The following is a 25,650-nucleotide window of genomic DNA, read 5'->3' on the forward strand; positions in this document are numbered from 1 at the left end:
GCCGCGCAGGATGGCCGTGCCGCGCCCCATCGACCACCTCGTCCTGGCGGTGCCGGACCTCGCCGCGGCCGTGGCGCTCTACGGACGGCTCGGCTTCACGGTCGGGGCGGTCAACCGCCACCCCTGGGGCACCGAGAACGCCGTCATCCAGCTCGACGGGTCCTTCCTGGAGCTGATCGGCCTCGGGGCGGGGTTCGCCCTGCCCGGGCCGCACGAGGCCGCGGCGCCCTTCGCCGCGCCGGTCGCGGCGGCCTGCGCCAGGGGCGGGGGGCTCGCCCTCGTGGCGCTGGGGTCGACCGACGCCGACGCCGACGCGGCGGCCTTCCGGGTGGCCGGCGCGGGGCAGGGGCGCCGGCTCGACTTCGGCCGCACCGCCGTCGCGCCGGACGGGACGCGGCGGGACGTCGCGTTCGGCCTCGCCTTCGCCGACATCGGCCTCGAGGCGGCGGGCGTCTTCACCTGCCGCCACCATCGCCCGGAGAACTTCTGGAACCCGGCCGCGCAGCGCCACGCCAACCGTGCCCTGCGGCTCGACGCCGTGGCGCTCGCGGTGCCCGATCCGGCGCCGGTGGCGGCGCGGCTCTCCGTCGCGCTGGGCATCGGCCCAGACGGGCAGGCGGAGCGACTCCGCTTCGCCACGCCCACGGGAAGCATCGACGTCATGACGCCGCCGGCCGCCGCGGCCCGCTACGGCGGCGGGGCGGCGCCGGGCCGGTTCGCGGGATTCGGCATGGTGGTGGAGGCGCTCGACGGGCTGCGGCGGCGCTTGGCGGCGGCGGATGTGCCGCACCGCGAGGTCGCCGGCACCCTCGTGGTGCCGCCGGAGGTCGCCTTCGGCACGGCGCTGGTCTTCGCGCCCGCGCCGTGCCATTCCGTCGCCTGAACGGGAGACGCGGGCATGGTGGTCAACGGCGACGTCGTGGTGGGGCAGGGGACGCGTGCCGTTCGCCTCGGCAACAGCCTGCCGCTGGTGCTGATCGCCGGCCCCTGCGCCATGGAAAGCCGGGACCACGCCCTGTTCATGGCGGAGGCCCTGGCCGGGCTGGCCGACAGGCTCGGCATCGGCCTCGTCTACAAGAGCTCCTTCGACAAGGCCAACCGCTCCTCGGCCGACAGCGCGCGCGGCATCGGCCTCGACCGCGCGCTCGACATCTTCGCCGAGGTGAAGCGCCGCACCGGCCTGCCGGTCCTGACGGACGTGCACGACGCCGCGCAATGCGCCGCCGTGGCCGAGGTGGTGGACGTGCTGCAGATCCCCGCCTTCCTGTGCCGCCAGACCGACCTGCTGCTGGCCGCCGCCGCCACGGGCCGCGCCGTCAACGTCAAGAAGGGGCAGTTCCTGGCGCCGTGGGACATGGTCAACGTCGTCGACAAGATCGTGGGCGGCGGCAACCCCAACGTCCTCGTGACCGAGCGGGGCGCCTCCTTCGGCTACAACACGCTGGTGTCCGACATGCGCGCCCTGCCGGTGCTGGCCGCGACCGGCGCCCCCGTGGTCTTCGACGCCACCCATTCGGTGCAGCAGCCGGGCGGCCAGGGAAAGACGTCCGGCGGCCAGCGGGAATTCGTGCCCGTTCTGGCCCGCGCCGCCGTGGCGGTCGGCGTGGCGGCGGTCTTCATCGAGACCCATGAGGCGCCCGAACGGGCCCCCTCGGACGGGCCCAACATGGTGCCGCTCTCCGAGATGGAGAGCCTGGTGGGCGTGCTGCAAGGCTTCGACCGGCTCGCCAAGGCCCTGCCGCGACGCTGAAGCGGCGTCATCCCAGTTTCACGCGGCCCTGCTACCGGGGACGGCCATGAGCGATCCGAACTTCAGCTACGCCGATCCCTCGATGCCGCCCGTCAAGCGCGGCCTGATCCGCCTCGTGGAGGCGGCCACGGGCCAACGCAAATTGCGGCGGCTCTACATGGCCAACCGCCGCCAGGGCATCACGGGCGAGAGCTTCTTCGCCGCCGCCGTGCGCAGCCTCGCCATCGACGTCCGCCACGACCCGGCGGCGCTCGCCGCCATCCCGGCGACCGGGCCCGTGGTGGTGGTGGCCAACCACCCCTACGGCGTGCTCGACGGCATCGTCATCTCCTGGCTGATCCAGCAGCGGCGCGGCGACTTCCTGGTGCTCACCAATGCGGTGCTGCTGCGGGCGCCGGAAATCGCCGACTACGTGCTGCCGATCGACTTCGCCGCGACCGACGAGGCGATGCGGACCAACATCGAGTCCCGCGCCGCGGCCCGCCGCCACCTCGACGCCGGCGGATGCGTGGTGGTGTTCCCGGCGGGCGGCATCTCGACGGCGCCGGACCGGCTGGGCCGGCAGCGCGCCACCGACGGGCCTTGGCAGCCCTTCACCGCGCAGCTGATCCAGCGCTCGCGCGCCACCGTGGTGCCGATCTGCTTCGAGGGGCAGAACAGCCGCCTGTTCCAGATCGCCAGCCACCTCAGCCCCGTGCTGCGGCTGTCGCTCATCTTCCACGAGGTGCGGACCCGCATCGGCACCGCCATGCTGGTGGCGGTGGGGCGACCCCTCCGATTCGAAGACCTGCCGGCTCTGGCCGACCGCCAGGCCATGGCCGACCACCTCAAGGCGCTGACCTACGGGCTGGCTTCGGCCTTCCCGCAGCTCGCCATGACCCATGTCGTGCCGGCCGGCGTGCACCGCCCGGTGGAGGCACCGCTCGGCGCCCTCAAGCGCCAGATGGGCCGCGGCAAGCGCGCCGTCGCCCGCAAAATGGCCGAGCGGCTGCGCCGCAGGCCTCCGGGGCAGCACCGGCTCGACGACACCCGCCCGGGCTGATTCCGCTCAGCCGCGGCCCCGATAGGGCGGCACGCCCTGGTCCGGCAGCCAAAGCCCCTCGGGCGGCGTGCCGGTCTGCCAGAAGACATCGATGGGGATGCCGCCGCGCGGGTACCAATAGCCACCGATGCGGAGCCACCGGGGCTCGAGCAGCGCCACGATATCCTTGCCGATCCGCACCGTGCAGTCCTCGTGGAAGGCGCCGTGATTGCGGAACGACGTGAGGTACAGCTTCAGCGCCTTCGACTCCACGAGCCAGCCGTCGGCCACGTAGTCGATGACGAGGTGGGCGAAGTCGGGCTGGCCGGTGACGGGGCACAGCGAGGTGAATTCCGGCGCCGTGAACCGGGTGAGGTAGAGCGTCCCGGGATGCGGGTTCGGCACGCGCTCCAGCCGCGCCTCCTCGGGGGATTGCGGCTGGGCGACGGTCTGGCCGAGCAGGGTCGGCGGGAGGAAGGTGGACAAGGCTCGCACTCGCGGGGGGTGCCGCCGGGGCGGCGTCTGCCATCCGAATTAAGGGGCCGGGCGCCCCGGCACAAGCGACCCGGCCCCGGCCACACGGCCCGCCGCGAGCAGGAGGGCGCCGTCGCGCGCGTCGCCCAGCGCCGGCGACAGGGCGGCGGCGACCCCTTCGGGCAGGTAGGGCCGGATCGCGGCGGCACCGCCCCCCACCATGGCGATGCGCCGCGCCCCGTGACGCTCCAGCGCCGCGACGAGGTCCGCCAGGGCCGCGGCGGCCTCGCCCAGGATGGCGAGCGCCACCGGGTCTCCCGCCGCCGCAGCCGCGAAACAGCCCGGCGCCTCGGCGCCATAATCGGCCGAGCGGGCCGTGAGGCCCCAGCGGATCACCGCCGCCGGATCGTCGTCGAACCGGGCCATGAGGCCGCGCGTGAAGGGGGTGTGCGGGGCGAGCCCGTCGTGGGCCCGCAGCGCGCGCCGCCAGGCCTCGTGCCCGATGCGGGCGCCGGAGCCGTCGTCGCCGAGCACGAAGCCGCGCCCGCCGACATTGATCTCCCGGCCGCCGACCAGCGCCACCCCGGCGCTGCCGGTCCCGGCGATGACGAGGCCGCCATCTCCGCCGGCGTGGGCGCCCAGGCAGGCGATGACGCCGTCGTTCGCGACCCGCACGGAGGCGTGGCCGGGGAGCGCGGCGGCGACCTCGGCGGCGACGGCCGGCGACGACACGCCGGCGAGGCCGAGGCCGAGCCTGACGCGGGCCGCCGACCCGGCCCCGAACCCGGCCGCCGACAGGGCCTCGGCCGCGCAGCCCTTGATGCGCGCGAGGGCGCCGGGGAAGTCGAGATAAACGTTGGCGCTGCCACCGACGGCTTCGGCCAGCACCGCGCCGGTGCTGTCGCAGAGCCGCGCCCGGCAGGTGGAGCCACCGCCGTCGATGCCCAGGAAGAGGGCAGGGGCTTCCGCGTCCATCGTCACCATCCCGCTCCCGTCCCGCTCGAGGCCCCGCTGTAACAGCCCGGCGCGGGCCGCGCCACGGATCGCCGCGGTGCGACGGCCGACGTCCTGCGCGTCGAACGCCGTTCGATACAGCGGACAGAATCCGGGGCATCCGGTATATCGAACGGTGTTCCGTGAAACGAACGCCGTGTTGCAGGCGTGCGGAGGCCGACGCGGCGCATCGGTCGCGGCGTCTCGGGTCGACACAGTGCAGGGCAGGGCCGCGCGGGACTGGCGCCGCTGGGAGCGTGCCGTCGCAGCGTCGGGGCGGTGGATCGGAGTCCGGCCGGGGCGACGGCGCGTCCGTCGCCGCGCTCAGGCGGTGACGGAGGCCTGCGGCGGCGTGGCCGAGGCGGCGTCGAGCGCCGCCATGTCGTCGGCGGTGAGCCGCAGCGTGGCGGCCCCGACGATGTCCCGGAACTGGTCGAGCGACGTCGCGCTGGCGATCGGCGCCGCGATGGAGGGCTGCGCCATGAGCCAAGCCAGCGCCACGGCTGCCAGGCTGGTGGCGTGCTCGGCCGACACCGTGTCGAGCGCCGCCAGGATGGCGAGGCCCCGTGGGTTCAGGTGCTTGGCCATGCCGCTGCCGCGCGGGCTCTTGCCGAAATCCGCCTCGGACCGGTACTTGCCGGTGAGGAAACCGGCCGCCAGCGAGAAGTACGGGATCACGCCCAGCTGCTCGGCCCGGCAGAACTGCTGCAGGTCCCGCTCGAACCCGGCCCGGTCCGAGAGGTTGTATTCGGGCTGCAGCGTTTCGTACCGGGGCAGGCGATGGGCCGCGCTGATGTCGAGCGAGGCGCGCAGCCGGGCGGCCGTGAAGTTCGACGCGCCGATGATGCGCACCTTGCCGGCCTTGACCAGGCCCGCATAGGCCTCGAGCGTTTCGGCGATGGGCGTGTCGGGGTCGTCGGCGTGGGACTGGTAGAGGTCGACGTAGTCGGTCCGCAGCCGCTTCAGCGATGCGTCGATCGAGGCGTTGATATGGGCGGCGTCGAGGCGGCCCGCCCGGTCGGGCTGGCCCATGCCGACCTTGGTGGCGATCACGAGCTTGTCGCGCCCGCCCCGGGCGGCGAGCCACTCGCCGATCACGGTCTCGGATTCGCCGCCGACATGCCCCGGAGCCCAGCGGGAATACACGTCCGCCGTGTCGATGAAGTCGAAGCCCGCACCGACGAAGGCGTCGAGCAGGGCGAAGGACGTGTCCCGGTCGGCCGTCCAGCCGAAGACGTTGCCGCCGAAGCACCAGGGCGCCACAGCGATGTCGGACCGGCCCAGAATACGTTTGCGCATGCCCGTATCTCCCGTCGGTGCGTCGACACCGGCCCAAGCCGGACGACCGTTCTCGGGGCGGCGCCCGGCAGCGCGGGGGCCGTCCGAAGCGCTGCGGCCGGGTTCAGCCCCCGACGGCGTCCTTCACGCATTTCTTGGTGAAGGAGGTCTTGGCGGCGCCCGCCAGGTTCTTCCCGGCGGCGGCGCTGTCGCAGGTGGCGGCGGCATCCCGCTGGCATTTGCCGAGGAAACTCGTCTTGGCGGCCCCGGCGAGCTTCTTGTCGGCGGCGTTGGAGGCGCAGGTGCCGTCGGCCTGGGCCGCCGACAGACCCGCCAGCAGGGTGGCGGCGATCAGGATGGTGCGCATCGTCGAGGTCCCCTTTTCCGGCCGATCGGGAGGTCGCGACAGGGGCGCGGATGCCGATTCGCGAGCCTGTCCAGGGATCGAGCGAGCGTGAAGGTCGCACCGGGCCGGAACCTCGTCAATGGCGCTCGGCCGCGCCGCGCCGCCATGCACCCCGGCTCGGTGGCGCGGCGTTGGCCCATCGTCGTGTCGATGAGCGGCGCGGGGGACCGGAGGAGGGTGCGATGGCGCAGGTCAGGCAGTTCGAAGCGCGGTCCGGCGGGTTGAGCTTCGACCAGGACCGCGACGAGGCGGTCCTCACCTTCCAGGGAACGGTTGGGGGCGACGCCGAGACCGTGACGATGTCGCGCGCGGCCTTCGACCAGTTCCTAGCGGCCTTGAAGGCGCGCGTGGCCGAGGATCCGTCGCCGTCGCACGGCGGCGTCTGACCGCCCCGACGTCATCTCACCTCTCAGGAGCTTTCCATCATGGCAGACGACAAGCGCGGCACCGAGCGGGAGTCCCAGCGGCCGATCTCGACCGGGCCGAACGCCCGACCCCGCGACGAGACCATCGACCAGGCCGGGGGCGGCGAGCCGGACGACAGCAGCCGGGCCGTGGAGATCATCCCCGAGGAAGAGAAGGCCATCGCCGACCGGATCCTGAACCGCTGAGCATCCATGCATGGATGTCCTGTCCCGGAACAGGGAAAGGCATTCTCGGGATCTGCAGGGCCGTTCAGGCACGGGTCCATCGCCTTGAGGACGCGCCGGCGGCCCGGACGGACGCGCGTCGATGGCCATGACGCGATCCCGACGAGGAATCCGGCGGCGCCCGCTACCGCGAGCCCCATCCTTCGCCGCATGGCGAGTTGGAGCGGCGGGGATATGTGGCGGAAGGGGTGGGATTCGAACCCACGGTAGGCTTTCACCTACGGCGGTTTTCAAGACCGCTGCCTTAAACCACTCGGCCACCCTTCCCTCGCGCGCTGGCCGCGCGCGGGCGCGTCACCGCACCCTGCACTAGTACGCGGGGCGGGGACGCTTGGCCACCTGTTTCGCGGCCGGGGCCGGCCGACGCCTGCGGGAGCGGCGGCCTTTCCTTCGCGCGAAGCGGGCTTTATGGCGGGCAGGGGGCCGGTCCGCGCCCCGCCCGAAGGAGCCCGCCATGCCGTTCGCGCCCCTGCCCCACGTCACCCAGCATTGGGAGGTGACCAAGCCCGTCGCGCGCGGGCGGCGAGGCATGGTGGCGGCGCAGGCGCGCGACGCGGCCGAGGCCGGGGTCTCGGTGCTCGAGGCCGGAGGCAATGCCGTGGACGCGGCCGTCGCCACCGCCCTGGCTTTGGCCGTCGTCGAGCCTTGGAACTCGGGCCTCGGCGGCATCGGGTTCGCTCTGGTGCATCCCGCCGGCGCGAGGCGGGCGACGGCGGTGGATTTCGGGCCCGTCGCACCGGCCGGGCTCGACGCGGCGCGCTTCCCCCTCACGGGCCGGATGAAGCAGGACCTGTTCGCCTGGCTCGAGGTGGAGGGCGACCGCAACATCCACGGGCCGCTCTCCTTCGTGACCCCCTCGGCGGTCGCCGGCTACGCCGCCATGCACGAGCGCTGGGGCCGCATGCCGCTGGCCGACGTCATGGCGCCGGCCCTGGCCCTCGCCCGCCGCGGCCTCGCCGCCGATTGGTTCACGACGCTGAAGGTCGCCAATGCCGCCGCGACCCTGCGGCTCTACCCCGAAAGTGCCCGCCTCTACCTGCCGGGCGGCCTGCCTCCCATCGCGCCCTACCAGGGGACGCCGGGCTTCCTGCCGCTCGGTGCCCTGCCGGACACGCTGGAGCGCCTGGCCCGGGCCGGGCTGCGGGACTTCTACGAGGGCGAGGTCGCGGCATCCCTGGCCGCCGACCTGGCGGAGATGGGCGCGGCCGTCTCGGTCGCCGACCTCGCCGCCTGCCGGGCGCAGCTGCGGCCCGCCGACGACGTCGCGTGGCGGGGCCGGGTCCTGCAGACGCCCGGGGGCCTGACGGCCGCGCCGACGCTGGCGCGGGTCCTCGCCGCCCTGGACGGCGTCGCCGACACGGCGCCCGGGCCGGACTGGTTCGCCGCCCTGGCCCGGGCCATGCGGGCCGCCTATGCGGAGCGATTGTCCGGCCTCGGCGACGCCGAGCCGAGCGGGGCCGACAGCTGCACCACCCACCTCACCGTCTGCGATGCCGACGGCACGATGGTGGCGGTGACCACGACGCTCCTCTCCTCCATGGGAAGCCGCGTGGTGCTGCCCCGGAGCGGTGTCCTGATGAACAACGGCGTGATGTGGTTCGACCCCGCGCCCGGACGGCCCAACTCCGTGGCGCCCGGCCGGCGGCCGCTCACCAACATGTGCCCGGTCATCCTGCGCGACGGCGACGCGCCCGTGCTGGCGCTCGGCGCCTCGGGCGGCCGGCGCATCCTGGCCGCCGTGGCGCAGTCGCTTCTGTTCGTCGCGGGTTTCGGCATGGATCCGGCGGCGGCGGCCCACCACCCGCGCATCGACGTTTCCGGCCCCGACGCCGTCACGGCCGACCGGCGCCTGGGCCCGGCCGTGATCGACGCGCTCCGCGCCGACGGGCCCGTCGAGGTCGTCGACCACGCCGTGCTGCCCATGAACTTCGCCTGCCCGAACCTCATCCTCCAGCGCGACGGCGAGCGGGTCGGCGTCACCGACGTCATGTCGCCCTGGTCGGCGGCCATCGCCGAGGGATCCGCCGTCGCCGAGGCCTGAGCCCCGCCGCCGGGCGACCTGCCCGCCGCCTGGGTTGGACGACCCTGGGCCGAGGTGTATCGTCGTCGAGGGTGCCTGGCCCGACCGCCCCCGCGCCGCGCTGCCGCGGACCCGCGGCAGCGATTCGACAGGGCCGGGCGGCGGCCCGAACGGAACGCCGACTTGAGCTTTGCCGTAATTAGACCTCATTTGACGGGCGAAACGAGCCCGGGCGGGGCGCTCGGGCCGGGCAAGTCGGGGGCGTTCCCCCGGGAGCGCGACCGTTTCGCTTAAGCCTTCCGAAACCAGGCGGGGCCGAAAATGCCGTGCATCGACAGTCTGACCGGCTCGCCCCGGCGCGCGCATGCCCCGGGCGGGGCTGGGCCGCGGGAGCGACGGGATGGGCGCATCCTCGTCCGTCTCGGGTCACGCGTCAGAACATGAAGCCTTCGGTCGCCGCGTTTCCCGACTGCTGTCGCACCCTCGCCGCCTCGCACGACGCCACGGCCTTCGCGCCTGGCGGCGCGCTGCGCTGGGGCCTGGTGGCGGCCTGTGCCGTGGCTCTGGCGGGCTGTGCCGGCCAGCAGGTGTCGGCGCCGGGGCGGGTGGTCGCCGGGCGTTACTTCGACCCGATCCTCGGCGTCTGGGCCAGCCCGCGCCTCGTCGAGGACGGACAGCCCATCCCGCGCGGCGGCGGCGGCTACCTGGTGGGGCGCCCCTACACGATCGGCGGCCGCACCTTCGTGCCCAACGCCAACCCGCAGGGCTATTCCGTGGTGGGCACGGCCTCCTGGTACGGCGACGCCTTCCACGGCCGCCGCACCGCCAACGGCGAAGTCTTCGACAAGGGCTCCATCTCGGCCGCCCATCCGACGCTGCCGCTGCCGAGCTACGTGCGGGTCACGAACCTCAAGAACGGCCGGTCCATGATCGTGCGGGTCAACGACCGCGGCCCCTACCACGGCGGCCGCGTCATGGACGTGTCGCAGCGCGTCGCCGAGGCCCTGGCCTTCAAGAACGAGGGGACCGGGCAGATCCGCATCGACTACGTCGGCCGCGCCAGCCTGGGCGGCTCCGACGACGGCAAGCTCCTGGCGACCCTCACGACGGATGGACGCCCGGCGCGGCTCGACGGCGTCGGCGATGCCGTGCAGGTGGCCGACGGCGGCCTGCCGCCGCCGCCCGAGGGACCGTCGCCGCTGCCGAACGTTCCCGCCCGGATCGCTTCGCTGCCGATCTTCCGGCGCGGCCGTGCGGTCGAGACGACCCTGGCAACGCCCGTCGCCACGCCCTGGCCGGCACCGACCGGACCGCTCGCCCCGCCGCCACGCGGCCTCGCGGCGAGGCCGATCCAGGCGCCGCCGTCGCGCCGGTCCGTGCCGGCGGGCCGGGACCCGTTCTACAGGCCGCTGTTCCCGGCGGCGGAGCCCCGCCAGCGCATCACCTTCGGGGGTCCGGCCGGGCGGCCCGACGCGCCGCGGCGGCGCGATCGCGCCGACCCCGCCGCCCTCAAAGCCGACCCGGATCGGTGACGCGCCGGCCCGGACGGCGGGCGAGGCGGCGGCCTCGGGGCGGCGAAGCCCATTCCAACACGCCCGAAACCGCCGTAAGGTGATGCCGGTGCCGTCGCGGCGCCGTCCCGCGCCAGCGCGGCGCCGCACCCTACCGCACGAGGCCCCCTTGCCGACCAAGACGGCGCGCGCCCTGCTGTCCCTCGCCCTGCTGTTGGGCGGCTCCCTTCCGGGCGGGGCGGCCGAATCCTTCCAGACCATCGCGCCCTTCGCGCTGCTGATCGACGCCGACACCGGCAGCGTGCTGTTCGACAAGAACGCCGACAAGGAGATGGCGCCGGCCTCCACGACGAAGATCCTCACCGCCGAGATCGCCTTCCGGGAGATCAAGGAGGGCCGCCTCAAGCTCGACGACACGTTCGTGATCTCGGAGAACGCCTGGCGGGCAGGGGGTGCCAAGTCGGGCGGCTCCACCATGTTCGCGGCGTTGAACAGCCGCATCCCGATCGTCGACCTCATCCAGGGCCTCGTGGTCCAGTCCGGCAACGACGCCGCCATCGCGCTCGCCGAGGGCATCTCGGGCTCGGAGGACAATTTCGCCGCGCTGATGAACCGGCGCGCCCGCGAGCTCGGCATGACGCATTCGGTGTTCCAGAACCCCTGGGGTCGGGGCGACCCGAACCAGCGCGTGACGGCGCGCGACATGGCCCTGTTGGCGCAGCACGTCATCCGCACCTATCCGGACCTGTACCGCTACTTCGGCGAGCGGGAGTTCACCTGGAACAAGGTGCGCCAGCTCAACCGCAACCCGCTGCTCGCGATGAACATCGGTGCCGACGGCCTCAAGACGGGCGACATCGCCGAGAGCGGCTACGGCCTCGTGGGTTCGGCGGTGCAGAACGGAGAGCGGCTCATCGTCGTGGTGAACGGGCTGAAGACCGCGCGGGACCGGGCGAACGAGAGCTTCAAGCTGCTGACCTGGGGTTTCCGGGCCTTCGAGCCGCGCGACCTCTACGGCGCCGGCGAGGTGGTGGGCACGGCGCAGGTGTATGGCGGGGACAGCCGGGAGGTGCCGCTGGTCGCCGGCGAGGCCGTGAAGCTGCTGGTGCCGCGCGGTTCCGGCGACGGGCTGACCGGCAAGATCACCTATGCGGGCCCGTTGCAGGCGCCGGTCGCGGCCGGCACGGCGGTGGGGGAGCTGCGGGTGTTCCGCGGCGCCACCGAGATCCTGTCCGTGCCGTTGAAGACCGCGGCCGCCGTGCCGGTCGGAGCCCTGCCGCGACGGGCGCTCGACGCCGGGCTCGAGCTCGGAACGGCGCTGATCCGCCAGAACTTCGGACGTCCACCGGCGCCGCCAGCCAATCAGGCGCCGCAGGGCGGTCAGGCCGCCCCGTGACGCCGGGCACCGGCGGCTTCATCACGCTCGAAGGCGGGGAAGGGAGCGGCAAGTCCACCCAGGCCCGGCGCCTCGTCGAGCGCATCCGCGCCGCCGGCCACGAGGCCCTCGGCACGCGCGAGCCGGGGGGCTCGCCGCGGGCGGAGCGCATCCGCGACGCGCTGCTGTCGGGCGTGGTCGCGCCGCTCGGGCCGGTGGCCGAGGCCATGATGTTCGCCGCCGCCCGCATCGACCATCTCGACGCCACGATCCGCCCCGCCCTGGCGCGGGGCAGCTTCGTGGTCTGCGACCGCTTCGTCGACTCGACGCGCGTCTACCAGGGCGCCGTCGACGGCGTGGACGCGGGCCTGCTCGCCGGCCTGGAGCGCCTCGTCGTAGGGGAAACCATGCCGGACCTGACCGTGCTGCTCGACCTCGACGTCGCGACGGGCCTCGCCAGGGCGAGGGCGCGGCGCGGCGCGGCGGCGCCGGACCGCTTCGAGCGGGAAGCCGAAACCTACCACGAGGGCCTGCGCCGGGCCTTCCTGGACAATGCCGGGCGGGAGCCGGGGCGCTGCCTCGTCGTCGACGCCGGCCGAAGCCTCGACGACGTCGCCGAAACCCTGTGGCTGATCGTCGGCCGGCGCTTCCCGGCGCTGGGCCGGGGTGCGGCGGGCGGCGCGCCGTGAGAGTGTCCGACGGGCCGCCGGAAAGCGACCGGGTCGACCCCGCGCCCCACCCGCGCCAGACCGCCGTGCTGTTCGGCCAGGCCCGGGCCGAGGCGGAGTTGCTCGACAGCTACCGGGCGGGTCGGCTGCATCACGCTTGGCTGCTGGGAGGGCGGCAGGGCACCGGCAAGGCGACGCTGGCCTGGCGCTTCGCCCGCTTCCTGCTGGCCCACCCCGACCCCGGCGCGCCGGCGGTTCGGGACGCGCGCGACCTGTCGGTGCCGCCCGACCATCCGGCCGCGCTCAGCATCGCGTCGGGCGCTCCGGGCGACGTCGCGGTGCTGCGCCGGGCCTTCAACGACAAGAGCGGCAAGTTCTACACGGAGATCCGCGTCGACGAGGTGCGCCGGGCTTCGGGCCTATTCCAGCAGGCCAGCCGCGCCGGGGGCTATCGCATCTGCATCCTGGATTCGGCCGAGGACCTCAACCGCAACAGCGCCAACGCCCTCTTGAAGCTCGTCGAGGAGCCGCCGGGGCGCTCGCTGTTCCTTGTCGTGGCGCATCACCCCGCCCAGGTGTTGCCGACCCTGCGCTCGCGCTGCCGCCTGCTGCTGCTCGACCCCCTGTCGAATGCCGATGCCGTGGCGGCCCTGGTGGCGCTCGGGCCGCCCTGGTCGGCGGCCGAGCCGGCGGCGCTGGCGGAGGCCGCCGAACGCGCCGGCCAGTCGGTGAGCGGCGCCCTGCACTACCTCGGCGGCGAACGGCTCACGCTCGACCGCGACGCCGCGCGCCTGCTCGCCCGGCTGCCGGAGGTGAACTGGGGCGACCTGCACCGCCTCGCCGACCGGATCGGCACCGACGAGGACGATTTCGCGGTGCTGACCGGTGCCATCCTCGACTGGCTCCACGGGCGGCTGGGGCAGGGGGGCGGTGACCCGCGCCGCCTTGCACCCCTGGCCGAGGTATGGGAGAAAGTGCGCCGCTCCGCGCGCGACACGCTGGCCCTCAACCTCGACAAGAAGACCTTCCTGTTCTCGACCTTCGCGGACCTGTCCCAGGCGACGCGCGCGCTCTGAACTCCAGCGTAAGACCGTTCATGGCCCCGCGCCCGACCTACTGCATCTCCTCCGCCATCCCCTATGCCAACGGCGCCCCCCACATCGGGCACGCCTACGAGCGGATCGCGCAGGACGCCATCGTGCGCTTCAAGCGCCTCGACGGCTTCGACGTGCTGAGCCTGTCGGGCATGGACGAGCACGGGCAGAAGATGCAGCAGACGGCCGCGCGTGAGGGCCTGACCCCGCAGGGCCTGGCCGATCGCACCGCGGGACAGTTCCTCGCCATGAACCGCCTGCTCGGCACCGAGGCCGACGACATCGTCCGCACGACCGAGCCGCGCCACCGCGTCGCCGTCCAGGAGATCTGGCGCCGCATGGAAAGCCGCGGCGACATCTACCTGTCGCGCTATTCCGGCTGGTATTCGGTGCGGGACGAGGCCTACCACGACGAGGCCGACCTCGTGGACGGCCCGGACGGCACGCGCCTCGCCCCCACGGGCACGCCGGTCGAGTGGGTGGAGGAGGAGAGCTGGTTCTTCCGCCTGTCCGCCTATGGCGACCGGCTGCTCGCCCATTACGCCGCCCACCCCGACTTCGTGACGCCGGAGAAGTACCGCAACGAGGTGGCGAGCTTCGTGGCGCGCGGCCTGAACGACCTGTCGATCAGCCGCACGACCTTCGATTGGGGCATCCCGGTGCCGGGCGACCCCAAGCACGTCATGTACGTCTGGGTCGACGCCCTCACCAACTACCTGACGGGGACGGGCTTTCCGGACGCGGCAGACCCCCGCGCCCGCTTCTGGCCGGCCGACGTGCACCTCATCGGCAAGGACATCAGCCGCTTCCACGCCGTGTTCTGGCCGGCTTTCCTCATGTCGGCCGGCCTGCCCCTGCCCCGGCAGGTCGTGGTGCACGGCTTCCTGTTCAACAGGGGCGAGAAGATGTCGAAGTCGGTCGGCAACGTCATCTCGCCGGCGGCGCTGGCCGAACATTACGGCGTCGATGCCCTGCGCTACTTCTTCCTGCGCGAGGTGCCCTTCGGCCAGGACGGCAACTACTCGCACGAGGCCATCGTCGGGCGGATCAACGCCGACCTCGCCAACGACCTCGGCAACCTCGCCCAGCGCTCGCTGTCGATGATCGCCAAGAACTGCGGGGGCGCCGTGCCGACCCCCGGCGACCTCCTCGACGCGGACCGCGCCATCCTGGCCGAGGCCGATGCGCTGCTCGACCAGGCGCGGGCCGCCATGACGGACTTCGCCCTGCACGACTACCTGGCCCAGGCCTGGCGCGTGGTGGGAGCCGCCAACCGCTACTTCACGGCCGAGGAGCCCTGGATCAAGCGCAAGACCGACACGGCCCGCATGGAGACCATCCTGTGGGTCACGGCCGAGGTGCTGCGCGCGGTGGCGCTGGTGGTGCAGCCCGTGATGCCGGGCGCCATGGGCCGGCTGCTCGACCTCCTCGGCGTCGCCGCGGCGGCGCGGGACTTCGCGCATTTCGGCCCCGCCCACCGCCTCCCCGCCGGCACCGCCCTGCCGGCCCCGGCCGTCATCTTCCCGCGCTACATCGAAGCCGAGGCCGAGGCGGGAGCCGTGGCCTGATGCTGACGGACAGCCACTGCCACCTCGACTTCCCGGACTTCGCCGCCGAGCTCGACGCCGTGGTGGCGCGGGCGCGGGAGGCCGGCGTGTCGCGCCTCATCACCATCTCGACCCGGGTGGAGCGCCACGCCGAGATCGCCGCCATCGCGGAGCGGTTCCCGGAGGTGTTCTTCACCGTCGGCACCCATCCGCTCCAGGCGGCCGAGGAGCCCGACGTGCCGCTCGCCCGCCTCGTGGCGCTGTCCCGCCACCCCAAATGCGTCGGCATCGGCGAGGCGGGGCTCGACTACCATTACGACGCGGCGCCGCGCGACATCGCCGACCGGGTGTTCCGCACCCACATTGCGGCCGCGCGCGAGACCGGCCTGCCCCTGGTGATCCATTCGCGCGACGCCGATGCCGACATGGCGGCGATCCTGCGCGACGAGATGGGGCGCGGGCGCTTTTCCGCCGTGCTGCATTGCTTCACCTCCTCGGCGGAGCTCGCCGCCGCCGGGCTCGAGCTCGGGCTGTCCGTCTCCTTCTCGGGCGTGGTGACGTTCAAGAACTCCGAAGCGCTGCGCGCCGTGGCCCGCGACGTGCCGCTGGACCGCATGCTGGTCGAGACCGACGCGCCGTTCCTCGCCCCCGTTCCCCATCGCGGCAAGCGCAACGAGCCAGCCTTCGTGGCCGAGACCGCCCGCGTGCTGGCCGGCGTGAAGGGCGTGGACCCGGCGCATTTCGCCGAGGCCACCAGCCGCAACGTCGACCGGCTCTTCGCCAAGCTGCCGCCCCGCGCGCCGAGCCTGCCATGAGCGGCACCATCACCATCCTGGGCTGCGGATCCTCGGGCGGCGTGCCGCGCGTGGGGCAGGGGTGGGGCGCCTGCGACCCGTCCGAGCCGAAGAACGCGCGCCAGCGCTGCTCGATCCTGGTCGAGCGGCGCGGCCCCGGCGGCACGACGCGGGTGCTGGTCGACATGTCGCCGGACCTGCGCCAGCAACTGCTCACCACCGGCATCGACGCGCTCGACGCCATCGTGCTGACCCACCCGCACGCCGACCACGTCCACGGCATCGACGACGTGCGCCCGCTGGTCCTCGGCTCCCGGCGGCGCATCGAGGTCTTCATGGACGAGACCACGTCGCGGGACGTGACGCAGAAGTTCGCCTACGTGTTCCGCACGCCCCCGGGCAGCCTCTATCCCCCGCTGCTCGACGAGCGGCGGCTCGTGGCGGGCGAGCCGCAGAGCTTCGACGGGGCAGGGGGCGAGGTCGCCATCACGCCCTTCCGGCTCGAACACGGCGAGATCGACGCGCTCGGCCTGCGCATCGGCGATGTCGCCTATACGCCGGACCTGAACCGCATCCCGCCCGAAAGCGAGCGCTTCCTCGAAGGCCTGGACCTGTGGATCGTGGACGCGCTGCGCTACAAGCCGCATCCGAGCCATTTCTCGCTGTCCGAAGCGCTGGAAGCGGTGGCGCTGTTCGCGCCGAAGCGGGCCGTGCTGACCAACCTCCACAACGACCTCGATTATGCCACGCTGCGCGCCACGCTGCCGCCCGCCATCGTGCCGGCCTACGACGGCATGGCCCTGCCCTTCGCGCCATGACGCAGAGCGCCGTCCCGCCCGGCCACATCGCCGAGACCGTGACGTCGCTCGAGATGTTCGCCTGTCCGGAGGCGGCAGCGCGGGAGCCCGCGCTGCCGCCGGGCTGCCGGATCGAGCGGGTGACCCGCCCCACGGTGGCGTTCTACCGTTTCCTCTACGGTACCGTCGGCGAGCCCTGGCTGTGGGGAGGGCGCCGGCGCTGGACCGACGCGGCCCTGGCGGAATGGGTGCAGGACGAGCGCACCGAAGTCTGGTTGCTCAGCGTCGACGGCCAACCTGGTGGGTTCGCGGAGCTCGACCGCCGCGTCGCCGCGGAGGTGGAGCTGAGCTACTTCGGCCTCCTGCCCGACTTCATCGGGCGGCGCCTGGGCCCGCTGCTGCTCCGCACCGCCTTGCATCGGGCTTGGATGGGGACGACGCGGCGCGTCTGGGTCCACACCTGCGACCTCGATCATCCCGCCGCCGTGGACCTTTATCGGCGCGAAGGCTTCCGGCCGTTCCGCACCCACGTCGAGGTCGTGCCCGACCCGCGGGCCACCGGGCACATCCCGGCGCACGTGCAGCCGCATCGCCCGATCCTGACCTGACTGCCCGACGCCCGCCGATGCCGCCGGAGCAGGGCCGGGCGGGGGCAGAAGTCGGGCAGGGGCAGGGCGGTCGGTATCGGGGCGCCCTGCCCGCATCACCCTCACGCTTCTCGGGAAGCCGGCTCCACGCCGGGTCGGTCGCGGAGCGCATCGTTAACGCGATGTGAGCGGCGGCACGCGTAGGATCGGCACCTCCAAATCCCGGCGGAATCGTCCGGCCCGTCATGGTTAACAGGAGCTTGCCAGATCTGTCCGGGATGCCCCGCCATCCCGATAAAACGTTCCATAATATGGATTATGCGAATCCGGCTCGTTGCAGGCCGGGAGCCTGGGAGCGACGCTGGACGGTCTTGCGCGACCTCGATGGCGATGGCGATGGCGTGCCTTGGCCCTTGATCCGGGCAAAGCCAGGACCTGCGCGTGACCGAGGCGTGCCCATGATGAAAGCGCGCCCATGACCGCACGCGGCCGCCGGGACCGGGCGCGGCGGCCGCAGGATCCGGACCGCCGCTCCAGGCTAGGCGGCCTCGGCTCACGCGGCACGCGGCGCGGTGGGACTATTCCGCCGCCCGCCCGGCCGACGAAGCCGGGTTGTTGGGATGCTGCGTCCAGTTGGCGTAGGGCTGGGCGTAGGGCTGGCCGGTGCGGGGGTCGGTGCCGACGGTGCGGTGCTCCAACGTGATGCAGTTCTCGACCGGGCAGATCTCGACGCAAAGGTTGCAGCCCACGCATTCGTCGTCCTTGACGACGAACCGGCGCCGACCGTCCACCGTCGCCGTGATGGCCTGGTGGGACGTGTCCTCGCAGGCGATGTGGCAGCGGCCGCAGCTGATGCAGAGGTCCTGGTCGATGCGGGCCTTGGCCACGTAGTTCAGGTTGAGGTACTGCCAGTCGGTCACGTTGGGCACCGCCAGGCCGCGGAAGTCCTCGATCGTGCGGTAGCCCTTGGCGTCCATGAAGGTCGAGAGGCCCGTCACCATCTCGTCCACCACCTTGAACCCGTAGGTCATGGCGGCGGTGCAGACCTGGACGGTGCCGGCGCCGAGCGCGATGAACTCGGCGGCGTCGCGCCAGGTGGTGATGCCGCCGATGGCCGAGATCGGCATGCCGCGGGTCTCGGGGTCGCGCGCGATCTCGCTCGTCATCGACAGGGCGATGGGCTTCACGGCCGGGCCGCAATAGCCGCCATGCGTGCCGCGGCCGTCGACGTGGGGCGCCGGCGCCATGCGGTCGAGGTCGACCGAGACGATGGAGTTGATGGTGTTGATCAGCGACACCGCATCGGCGCCGCCGCGCTTGGCGGCGCGGGCCGGGTGGCGGATGTCGGTGATGTTGGGGGTGAGCTTCACGATGACGGGCAGGCGGGTGAAGGCCTTGCACCAGCGCGCCACCATCTCGATGTACTCGGGCACCTGCCCCACCGCCGAGCCCATGCCGCGCTCACTCATGCCGTGCGGGCAGCCGAAGTTCAGCTCCACGCCGTCGCAGCCCGTGGCCTCCACCCGTGGCAGGATCCGCTTCCAGCTGTCCTCGTCGCAGGGCACCATGATCGAGGCGACGAGCGCCCGGTCGGGGTAGAGCTTCTTGACCTCGGCGATCTCCTGGAGGTTCAGCTCGAGCGGCCGGTCGGTGATGAGCTCGATGTTGTTGAAGCCCATCAGGCGCCGGTCGGGCCCGTGGATGGCGCCGTAGCGCGGCCCCGACACGTTGACGACGGGCGGCCCCTCCTCCCCGAGCGTCTTCCACACGACGCCGCCCCAGCCCGCCTTGAAGGCGCGCAGCACGTTGGTCTTGCGGTCCGTCGGGGGCGCCGAAGCGAGCCAGAACGGGTTCGGCGAGCGGATGCCGAGGAAGTCGGTGCGAAGGTCGGCCATCAGGCGGCTCCCGCCAGGAGGGAAACGGGTTCCGTCGCCCGGAGATGGGCGTCGATGGCGATGGCGGCCCGCTTGCCGTCCTCGACGGCGCTCACGGTGAGATCGAGCCCGCCCGCCACGCAGTCGCCCCCGGCCCAGACGCCCGGCAGGGTGGTGCGGCGCTCGGCGTCGACGCGGATCCGCCCGCCCTCGAGCGCGAGGTCGCCGGTGCCGAGCGAGCCCGCGAGAAAGCTTTGGCCGATGGCGCAGAGCACGAGGTCGGCCGCGATTGCGACGCCCTCGGCGGCCGCGGAACCGTCCGCCCCGCGATGGGCGAAGCGCACGGCCGTCACGGCCCCGTCCCGGCTGTCGAAGCCGGCCGGCGTCATCCAGTGGCGGATCACGACGCCGTTGGTCTGCGCCAGTTCCTGCTCCCAGCGGCTGGCCTTCATGTCGGCGGCGCCGCGGCGATACGCGATCGTGACCTGTTCGGCGCCGAGGCGCCGCGCCTGAACGGCGGCGTCGACCGCCGTCATGCCCCCGCCGATCACGACGACGCGGCGGCCGACCGGAACGGCGGCCTTGTCGGGCGCCTGCCGCAGCGCCTCGATGAAGCTCAGCGCGTCGACGACGTTGCGCTGGTCCTCCATGCCGGCCAGCGCGTTGACGCCGCCGAGGCCGAGGCCGAGGAACACGGCGTCGTGCCGGCCGCGCAGCGTGGCGAGGTCGGTCCCGACCCCGAGCCGAACCCCTGGCACCACCGCGATGTTGCCGATGCCGAGGATGAAGTCGACCTCCGCCTGGGCGAAATCCGCCGGCGTCTTGTAGGCGGCGATGCCGTATTCGTTGAGGCCGCCGAGCTTGGGCTTGGCGTCGTAGAGCGTCACGGCGTGGCCGAGCAGCGCCAGGCGATGGGCGGCCGAGAGGCCCGCCGGCCCTGCCCCCACCACGGCCACGCTGCGCCCCGTCTCGGGGGCGCGGGGGAAGGGGTGGCGCCCGGCGGCGGCCGAGGCCGCCATGATGGCGTCGGTGGCGTGGCGCTGCAGCGAGCCGATGCGCACCGGCTTTCCCTCCGCATGCTCGCGCACGCAGGCTTCCTCGCAGAGCTGCTCGGTCGGGCAGACCCGCGCGCACATGCCCCCCATGATGTTGGCGGAGAGGATGGTCTCGGCGGCCCCGATCGCATTGTCCTTGGCGATCTGCCGGATGAAGAGCGGGATGTCGATGCCGGTCGGGCAGCTCTGCACGCAGGGCGCGTCGTAGCAGAAGTAGCAGCGTTCCGATTCGACGAAGGCCTCGTGCCGCGTCAGTGGCGGCGACAGGTCGGCGAAGTTGCCGACGTAGTCCTCGGGGGCGAGCCGCCAGCCCGTCACGCCGTCCGTCGCCATCGACGCCATCTCCGCCCTCCCCGACACCCGCCGAATACAACCTGACCAGCTGGTCAAGTCTCGTCCCGGGCGATTGGGCTTGTCAAGACGAAGAGAACGGCAGCACAAGGCGTGAAAAGCGGCACTTTAAGAGGACGGACGCATGCCCGACATCATCGCGCTCGGCGAGCCCATGGTCGAGCTCAATCGGCACAAGGGAACGGAGCACTATGCCGTGAGTTGCGGCGGCGACGTGTCCAACGCCATGGTGGCGGCGGCACGGTCCGGCGCCGCGGCCGGCATGGCGACGGCGGTGGGCGACGACGAGTTCGGCCGCATGCTGCTCGCCATGTGGGCCCGGGAGGGCGTCGACGCGGCGAGCGTGAAGGTGGACGCCGCGGCGCCGACCGGCATCTATTTCGTGGCCCACACCGAGGCCGGGCACGAGTTCTCGTACCGCCGCGCCGGCTCGGCGGCGAGCCTGTTCGGTCCCGAGGACCTGCCGCGCGACGCGATCCGCTCCGCCAAGGTGCTGCACGTTTCGGGCATCAGCCAGGCGATCTCGACGCGCGCCGCCGATGCGGTCTTCGCCGCCATGGCGGAGGCGCGGGCGGCAGGCGTGCTGCTGTCCTACGACACCAACATCCGCGTGAAGCTCTGGCCGGTGCCCCGGGCCCGGGCGGTGATCCACGAGGCCATGACGAACATCGACATCGCCCTGCCCGGCCTCGACGATGCGCGGCTGCTGGTCGGGGTCGAGGATCCCGACGCGGTCGCGGACCGCTACCTGTCCTTCGGGGCCCGCATCGTCGCGCTGAAGCTCGGCAGCCAGGGTTGCCTCATCGCCACCGCGGAGCAGCGGCTGCGGATCCCGCCCCATCGGGTCGAGGCCGTGGATGCCACGGGGGCAGGCGACACGTTCGACGGCGCCTTCCTGGCCGAGTACCTGTCGACCGGCGACGCCTTCCGGGCCGGCCTCTACGCCAACACGGCGGCGGCGCTGGCCACGCGGGGCTACGGCGCCGTCGACCCCATGCCGCGCCGCGCCGATGTGCTGGCCGCCCTCCAGGCGTCGGCGTAACGGGCCGGCGGGCCGGCGCGCACCAGGAGGAGGGCGGCGGCGTCCGCCCCCCTACCCCGAAACCCTAACCCCGAGGTCGCCATGATCGGATCAGCTTTGAAACGGCCCCTGGCCATCGCCGCCCTGGCGGCGCTCCTGTGCGGCGGAGCCGCCGTCCTGGCGCCGGCGGCGGAGCGGCCCGTCAGGCTGCCACCCCCGGCCGCCGACCTCGATCCCGGCGCGCCCGGCCTGCGCCGGGTCGTGCTGGCGGGCGGCTGCTTCTGGGGTCTCCAGGGCATGTTCGAACACGTCCGAGGCGTGACCCGCGTCGTCGCCGGATATGCCGGGGGCGAGGCCGCGACCGCCCATTACCGCACGGTCGGCTCCGGCGGGACCGGCCATGCCGAGGCCGTGGAGATCACCTACGACCCCGCCGCCATCTCCTACGGCAAGCTGCTGCAGCTCTTCTTCTCGACCGCGCACGACGCCACACAGGTCGGCGGGCAGGGCCCGGATACCGGGCCGCAATACCGCTCGGCCATCTTCGTCGCGGATGCGGCCGAGCGCCGGGCCGCCGAGGGCTACATCGCCCAACTCGGCGCCGGCGGCCAGTTACACGGCCGCATCACCACGACGCTGGAGCCGCTGCGCGGGTTCTACCCGGCCGAGGACTACCACCAGGACTACCTGATCCATCATCCGGACAGCCTCTACATCGTGATGAACGACGCCCCGAAGATCACGGCGCTGCGCCGGCTCTACCCGGGGCTCTACCGCGACGCGCCCGTGCGGGTCGCGGCCGACTGAGGGTCCGTGCCCGGGGGCCCCTCCTCCGGCAACGATGAGACGATACCCCATCGTTTCAGCGGGCGGACGGGCACGAACCGGATACGCTCCCCGGTTCCGAGCGCGCGACGGTCGGGCCGGGAGCGTGGCCGCCACGACCGGTCGAGAGCGGCGCGGGAGGGCCCGCGCCACCAGGCCCGGCATGTCGCCGTTGCCGCCCTGCCCGGGCTGGACCGGCGGTCCGCCCCAGCGGCTTTCGGGCGGCCTCACATCGGCGGGACCAGCCCGTCCTTGCCGACGGTGACGCGCTGCGCCGTGAGGGTGCCGCCCTCCGCCTTCTGGGCCTGGACGATCACGTGGGCGCCGGGGGCCAGCATGGCGCGGTCGCCGGGCGCGAAGGCGACGACCGGCGCCTCCTTCGGCACCTCGATGACCTTCTCGCCGCCCTTGTAGGCGACGGTGAGCCGATCGCCCGTGTTGCCCTTCACCTCGTTGCCGACCGTGCCGTTCGTCATCGTGCTGTTCGGCCCGAGGTCGAAGGCGCGGTGGCCCTCCCCGGCCCCGCGCATGGATTCGGGAAAGATGTGGACCTCCTTGGCGACGAGCCGGCCGTCCGCCGCGGTCTCGGCGGCGGCGCCGATGAAGCTGCCCGGCGTCACGTCGGCGAGGCGGGCCGGCACCAGCGCCGTCACGGTGGAGGACGCCGGCAGCGCGACGGTGACCTCCGTGCCGGCCGCGTCCTTCAGGTGCAGGGCCTCGGCATCCAGCGACACGACCGTGCCGCGGATCTTGGTGGCGCTCTGCGCCAACGCGGCGCCTCCCGTCAGCGACAGGGCAGCGAGCAGCGTCAGGACGCGTTTCATCATGGGTTTTTCCTCGGATCGGCGCGCCGCCGGTTTGCCCGCGCGGCCGCTGCCGTTAAGGATGGGCGCAGAGCACCGCGCGGCAAGGAGGCCCCATGCGCATCGACGGCCGCGACACCCGCACCATCTGGCTCGGCGAGGACGGCACCGCCGTCGTGGTGATCGACCAGCGGGCCCTGCCCCACCGTTTCGCGCTGCGCACCCTGCGGAGCGATGCCGAAGCCGCCGAGGCGATTGCGGACATGACGGTGCGGGGCGCGCCGCTCATCGGCGCGACCGGCGCCTACGGCCTGGCGCTGGCCATGGCGACCGATCCCGGCGACGGCAACCTCGCCGCCGCCTACGGGCGCCTGCTGGTGGCCCGGCCCACCGCCGTCAATTTGCGCTGGGCGCTCGACCGCATGCGGGCGAAGCTCGCCGCCCGGCAGCCGGCGGATCGCCGCCGCGCCGCCTATGCCGAGGCCGCCGCCATCGCCGACGAGGACGTCGCCACCTGCGCGGCCATCGGCGAGCACGGTGCCGGGCTGATCCGGGCGGCCTGGGAGCGGGCGGGTCGCTCCCGCCCCGTGAACGTGCTCACCCATTGCAACGCCGGCTGGCTCGCCACCGTGGATTGGGGCACGGCCCTGGCGCCGATCTACAAGGCGCATCGCGCGGGCGTGCCGGTCCACGTCTGGGTCGACGAGACGCGGCCGCGCAACCAGGGCGCCAGCCTCACCGCCTACGAGCTGCTCGCCGAGGGCGTGCCCCACACGGTGGTGGTGGACAATGTCGGCGGTCACCTGATGCAGCACGGCAAGGTGGACCTGTGCATCGTCGGCACCGACCGCACGACCCGCACCGGCGACGTCTGCAACAAGGTCGGCACCTACCTCAAGGCGCTGGCCGCGCAGGACAACGGCGTGCCCTTCTACGTCGCCCTGCCCTCCTCGACCGTCGATTGGCGCATCAGCGACGGGGTCCGCCAGATCCCCATCGAGGAACGGGCCGCCGACGAGGTGGCGCTGATGACCGGCGAGACGGCCGCGGGCGCGATCGAGACGGTGCGGATCGTGCCGCGCGGCAGCCCCGTCGCCAACTTCGCCTTCGACGTCACGCCGGCCCGGCTGGTGACGGGGCTGGTCACCGAGCGCGGGATCTGTCCGGCCTCCGAGGCGGGCCTCACCGCCCTGTTCCCCCGCGAGGAGGCCGACAGGGCCGCGTGAGGCCCGGTCCTCACATGGTGGGCATGGAGAACTCGGCCCCTTCCTTCACGCCGGACGGCCATCGCGCCGTGACGTTCTTGGACTTGGTGTAGAAGCGGATGGCGTCCGGGCCGTGCTGGTTGAGGTCGCCGAACACCGAGCGCTTCCAGCCCCCGAAGGAGTAGTAGGCCAGCGGCGTCGGGATCGGCACGTTGACGCCGACCATGCCGACCTGCACCTTCGACACGAAGTCCCGCGCGGCATCGCCGTCCCGCGTGAAGATCGCGACGCCATTGCCGTATTCGTGGTCGTTGCACAGCCGCAGCGCCTCGTCGTAGCTCTTGGCGCGCAGCACCGACAGCACGGGCGCGAAGATCTCCTCCTTGTAGATCCGCATGTCCTCCGTGACGTTGTCGAACAGGCACGAGCCGAGATAGAAGCCCTTCTCGTAGCCCTGCATCCGGAAGTTGCGGCCGTCGACCGCCAGCGTGGCGCCCTCGGCGAGGCCGCTCTCGATGTACATCCTGGCCTTGTCGACGGCGGCTTGCGTGATCATCGGGCCGTAGTCGGCGGAGGCATCCGTCGAGGGGCCGATCTTCAGCGCCTCGACGCGCGGCACCAGCTTCTCCATCAGCTTCTCGGCCGTGCCGTGGCCCACCGGCACCGCCACCGAGATGGCCATGCAGCGCTGCCCGGCCGAGCCGTAGCCGGCGCCGATCAGCGCATCCACGGTCTTGTCCATGTCGGCATCCGGCATGATGACCATGTGGTTCTTGGCCCCGCCGAAGGCGTGGACGCGCTTGCCCTTGGCGGCGCCGCGTCCGTAGATGTATTCGGCGATGGGCGTCGAGCCGACGAAGCCGATGGCTTTCACGTCCGGGTCGTCGAGCAGGGCGTCGACCGCCTCCTTGTCGCCGTTGACGACGTTGAGCACGCCGGCCGGCAGGCCCGCCTCGATCATCAGCTCGGCGAGCCGCATCGGCACCCCGGGATCGCGTTCGGAGGGCTTCAGGATGAAGGCGTTGCCGCAGGCGATGGCGGGCGCGAACTTCCACATCGGGATCATGGCGGGGAAGTTGAACGGCGTGATGCCGGCCGTGACGCCGAGCGGCTGGCGGATCGAATAGGCGTCGATGTCCGGGCCGGCGCCGTCGGTGAACTCGCCCTTCATGAGGTGCGGCACGCCCATGACGAACTCGACGACCTCGTAGCCGCGCTGGATGTCGCCCTTGGCGTCCGCGACGGTCTTGCCGTGCTCGTGGGCGAGGAGGGTCGCGAGTTCGTTCATGTCCCGATGGATCAGCTCGAGGAACTTCATGAAGACGCGGGCGCGGCGCTGCGGGTTGACGGCCGCCCAGCCGACCTGCGCCTCACGGGCGTTCTCGACGGCCCGGCGGACCTCCTCGGCCGAGGCCAGCGCCACCTTGCCGGCGACCTCGCCCGTCATGGGCCAGAAGATGTCGGCCGTGCGGCCCGACGATCCCGCGACATGTCGGCCGCCGATGAAATGCCCATAGTCCACCATGGTGTCGTCTCCCCCTTGTCGTTGAC

At 72.9% G+C, this 25,650-nt stretch carries 25 protein-coding genes and 1 tRNA gene; 17 read left to right on the plus strand and 9 right to left on the minus strand.

Translation table 11 applies throughout. The features are described from left to right. Positions 1 to 16: 16 nt before the first annotated feature. From D3272_RS11475 to D3272_RS11485, 3 genes are read left to right on the plus strand one after another with little or no spacing between them, the layout of a single operon-like run. A complete protein-coding gene (locus D3272_RS11475; RefSeq protein ID WP_165361315.1) occupies positions 17 to 883 on the plus strand; it encodes a VOC family protein in 867 nt (288 codons plus the stop codon). Between the two features lie 15 nt (positions 884 to 898). Further along, a complete protein-coding gene (gene kdsA / locus D3272_RS11480) occupies positions 899 to 1,750 on the plus strand; it encodes a 3-deoxy-8-phosphooctulonate synthase (protein WP_129219302.1) in 852 nt (283 codons plus the stop codon). A 46-nt stretch (positions 1,751 to 1,796) separates the two neighbouring features. Continuing rightward, positions 1,797 to 2,792 (plus strand): lysophospholipid acyltransferase family protein, encoded by a 996-nt coding sequence (locus D3272_RS11485; RefSeq protein WP_165361316.1) that lies wholly within the window; start codon positions 1,797 to 1,799, stop codon positions 2,790 to 2,792. Between the two features lie 6 nt (positions 2,793 to 2,798). On the opposite strand, the gene queF is transcribed toward D3272_RS11485, so the two are convergent. The 4 genes from queF to D3272_RS11505 form a co-directional block, all read right to left on the minus strand. Further along, the gene (gene queF / locus D3272_RS11490) at positions 2,799 to 3,266 is read right to left on the minus strand and encodes a preQ(1) synthase (protein WP_428977985.1); all 468 of its coding nucleotides are present in this window, start codon (positions 3,264 to 3,266) and stop codon (positions 2,799 to 2,801) included. A 39-nt stretch (positions 3,267 to 3,305) separates the two neighbouring features. After that, positions 3,306 to 4,220 carry a glucosamine kinase nucleotide-binding domain-containing protein gene (locus tag D3272_RS11495; RefSeq protein ID WP_165361317.1) on the minus strand — a complete coding sequence of 305 codons (915 nt, stop codon included), beginning with the start codon at positions 4,218 to 4,220 and terminating at the stop codon, positions 3,306 to 3,308. 342 nt (positions 4,221 to 4,562) lie between these two features. Further along, positions 4,563 to 5,537 (minus strand): aldo/keto reductase, encoded by a 975-nt coding sequence (locus D3272_RS11500; RefSeq protein ID WP_129219306.1) that lies wholly within the window; start codon positions 5,535 to 5,537, stop codon positions 4,563 to 4,565. A gap of 103 nt (positions 5,538 to 5,640) precedes the next feature. Continuing rightward, the gene (locus D3272_RS11505) at positions 5,641 to 5,883 is read right to left on the minus strand and encodes a hypothetical protein (RefSeq protein ID WP_129219307.1); all 243 of its coding nucleotides are present in this window, start codon (positions 5,881 to 5,883) and stop codon (positions 5,641 to 5,643) included. Positions 5,884 to 6,104: 221 nt separating this feature from the next. On the opposite strand from D3272_RS11505, the gene D3272_RS11510 reads away from it, so the two are divergent. After that, a complete protein-coding gene (locus tag D3272_RS11510; RefSeq protein ID WP_129219308.1) occupies positions 6,105 to 6,308 on the plus strand; it encodes a hypothetical protein in 204 nt (67 codons plus the stop codon). Between the two features lie 39 nt (positions 6,309 to 6,347). Next, positions 6,348 to 6,533: a hypothetical protein gene (locus tag D3272_RS11515; protein WP_129219309.1), complete on the plus strand. Its 186-nt coding sequence runs from the start codon at positions 6,348 to 6,350 to the stop codon at positions 6,531 to 6,533. Positions 6,534 to 6,749: 216 nt separating this feature from the next. On the opposite strand, the gene D3272_RS11520 is transcribed toward D3272_RS11515, so the two are convergent. After that, positions 6,750 to 6,839: transfer RNA gene (locus tag D3272_RS11520), tRNA-Ser, on the minus strand. 187 nt (positions 6,840 to 7,026) lie between these two features. On the opposite strand from D3272_RS11520, the gene D3272_RS11525 reads away from it, so the two are divergent. The 9 genes from D3272_RS11525 (at position 7,027) to D3272_RS11565 (ending at position 16,986) form a co-directional block, all read left to right on the plus strand. Beyond that, positions 7,027 to 8,613: a gamma-glutamyltransferase gene (locus tag D3272_RS11525; protein ID WP_129219310.1), complete on the plus strand. Its 1,587-nt coding sequence runs from the start codon at positions 7,027 to 7,029 to the stop codon at positions 8,611 to 8,613. 419 nt (positions 8,614 to 9,032) lie between these two features. Next, entirely contained in the window at positions 9,033 to 10,124 is a 1,092-nt protein-coding gene (locus tag D3272_RS11530) for a septal ring lytic transglycosylase RlpA family protein (protein WP_129219311.1), read from the plus strand. 148 nt (positions 10,125 to 10,272) lie between these two features. Then, the gene (locus tag D3272_RS11535) at positions 10,273 to 11,499 is read left to right on the plus strand and encodes a D-alanyl-D-alanine carboxypeptidase family protein (protein ID WP_245496505.1); all 1,227 of its coding nucleotides are present in this window, start codon (positions 10,273 to 10,275) and stop codon (positions 11,497 to 11,499) included. Next, positions 11,496 to 12,167 carry a dTMP kinase gene (gene tmk / locus D3272_RS11540; protein ID WP_129219313.1) on the plus strand — a complete coding sequence of 224 codons (672 nt, stop codon included), beginning with the start codon at positions 11,496 to 11,498 and terminating at the stop codon, positions 12,165 to 12,167. The genes D3272_RS11535 and tmk overlap by 4 nt, the downstream gene beginning before the upstream one ends. Continuing rightward, positions 12,164 to 13,222 carry a DNA polymerase III subunit delta' gene (locus tag D3272_RS11545; protein ID WP_129219314.1) on the plus strand — a complete coding sequence of 353 codons (1,059 nt, stop codon included), beginning with the start codon at positions 12,164 to 12,166 and terminating at the stop codon, positions 13,220 to 13,222. Before tmk ends, D3272_RS11545 begins: the two co-directional genes overlap by 4 nt. 20 nt (positions 13,223 to 13,242) lie before the next feature. Then, positions 13,243 to 14,808, plus strand: coding sequence for a methionine--tRNA ligase (gene metG, locus D3272_RS11550; RefSeq protein WP_129219315.1), 1,566 nt, complete (start codon positions 13,243 to 13,245; stop codon positions 14,806 to 14,808). Next, positions 14,808 to 15,602, plus strand: coding sequence for a TatD family hydrolase (locus D3272_RS11555; protein WP_129219316.1), 795 nt, complete (start codon positions 14,808 to 14,810; stop codon positions 15,600 to 15,602). The genes metG and D3272_RS11555 overlap by 1 nt, the downstream gene beginning before the upstream one ends. Further along, positions 15,599 to 16,399, plus strand: coding sequence for an MBL fold metallo-hydrolase (locus tag D3272_RS11560; RefSeq protein ID WP_129219317.1), 801 nt, complete (start codon positions 15,599 to 15,601; stop codon positions 16,397 to 16,399). Before D3272_RS11555 ends, D3272_RS11560 begins: the two co-directional genes overlap by 4 nt. After that, positions 16,396 to 16,986, plus strand: coding sequence for a GNAT family N-acetyltransferase (locus tag D3272_RS11565; RefSeq protein ID WP_129219318.1), 591 nt, complete (start codon positions 16,396 to 16,398; stop codon positions 16,984 to 16,986). The genes D3272_RS11560 and D3272_RS11565 overlap by 4 nt, the downstream gene beginning before the upstream one ends. Before the next feature lie 557 nt (positions 16,987 to 17,543). Here the strand turns inward: D3272_RS11565 and preA are convergent. Together preA and D3272_RS11575 are read right to left on the minus strand one after the other, a co-directional pair. Next, positions 17,544 to 18,860: an NAD-dependent dihydropyrimidine dehydrogenase subunit PreA gene (gene preA / locus D3272_RS11570; protein ID WP_129219319.1), complete on the minus strand. Its 1,317-nt coding sequence runs from the start codon at positions 18,858 to 18,860 to the stop codon at positions 17,544 to 17,546. Next, on the minus strand, positions 18,860 to 20,236 hold the full coding sequence (locus D3272_RS11575; RefSeq protein WP_428977986.1) for an NAD(P)-dependent oxidoreductase: 1,377 nt from the start codon (positions 20,234 to 20,236) through the stop codon (positions 18,860 to 18,862). Before D3272_RS11575 ends, preA begins: the two co-directional genes overlap by 1 nt. 133 nt (positions 20,237 to 20,369) lie before the next feature. Here D3272_RS11575 and D3272_RS11580 point away from each other — a divergent pair, with 133 nt between their 5' ends. Next, positions 20,370 to 21,287: a sugar kinase gene (locus D3272_RS11580; protein WP_129219321.1), complete on the plus strand. Its 918-nt coding sequence runs from the start codon at positions 20,370 to 20,372 to the stop codon at positions 21,285 to 21,287. Positions 21,288 to 21,368: 81 nt separating this feature from the next. Beyond that, positions 21,369 to 22,073, plus strand: a complete 705-nt coding sequence (gene msrA / locus D3272_RS11585; protein WP_129219322.1) for a peptide-methionine (S)-S-oxide reductase MsrA — start codon at positions 21,369 to 21,371, stop codon at positions 22,071 to 22,073. Positions 22,074 to 22,318: 245 nt separating this feature from the next. Here the strand turns inward: msrA and D3272_RS11590 are convergent, their stop codons facing one another. Next, positions 22,319 to 22,918 (minus strand): DUF5666 domain-containing protein, encoded by a 600-nt coding sequence (locus tag D3272_RS11590; protein ID WP_129219323.1) that lies wholly within the window; start codon positions 22,916 to 22,918, stop codon positions 22,319 to 22,321. A gap of 92 nt (positions 22,919 to 23,010) precedes the next feature. Between D3272_RS11590 and mtnA the strand changes: the two genes are divergently transcribed. Beyond that, a complete protein-coding gene (gene mtnA, locus D3272_RS11595; RefSeq protein WP_129219324.1) occupies positions 23,011 to 24,120 on the plus strand; it encodes an S-methyl-5-thioribose-1-phosphate isomerase in 1,110 nt (369 codons plus the stop codon). A gap of 10 nt (positions 24,121 to 24,130) precedes the next feature. Here mtnA and D3272_RS11600 read toward each other — a convergent pair whose 3' ends face one another. Then, complete coding sequence (locus D3272_RS11600) at positions 24,131 to 25,624, minus strand: CoA-acylating methylmalonate-semialdehyde dehydrogenase (RefSeq protein ID WP_129219325.1); 1,494 nt, start codon at positions 25,622 to 25,624, stop codon at positions 24,131 to 24,133. Positions 25,625 to 25,650: the final 26 nt, after the last annotated feature.

Source organism: Lichenibacterium ramalinae (genome assembly GCF_004137085.1).
Classification (GTDB): Bacteria; Pseudomonadota; Alphaproteobacteria; order Rhizobiales; family Beijerinckiaceae; genus Lichenihabitans; species Lichenihabitans ramalinae.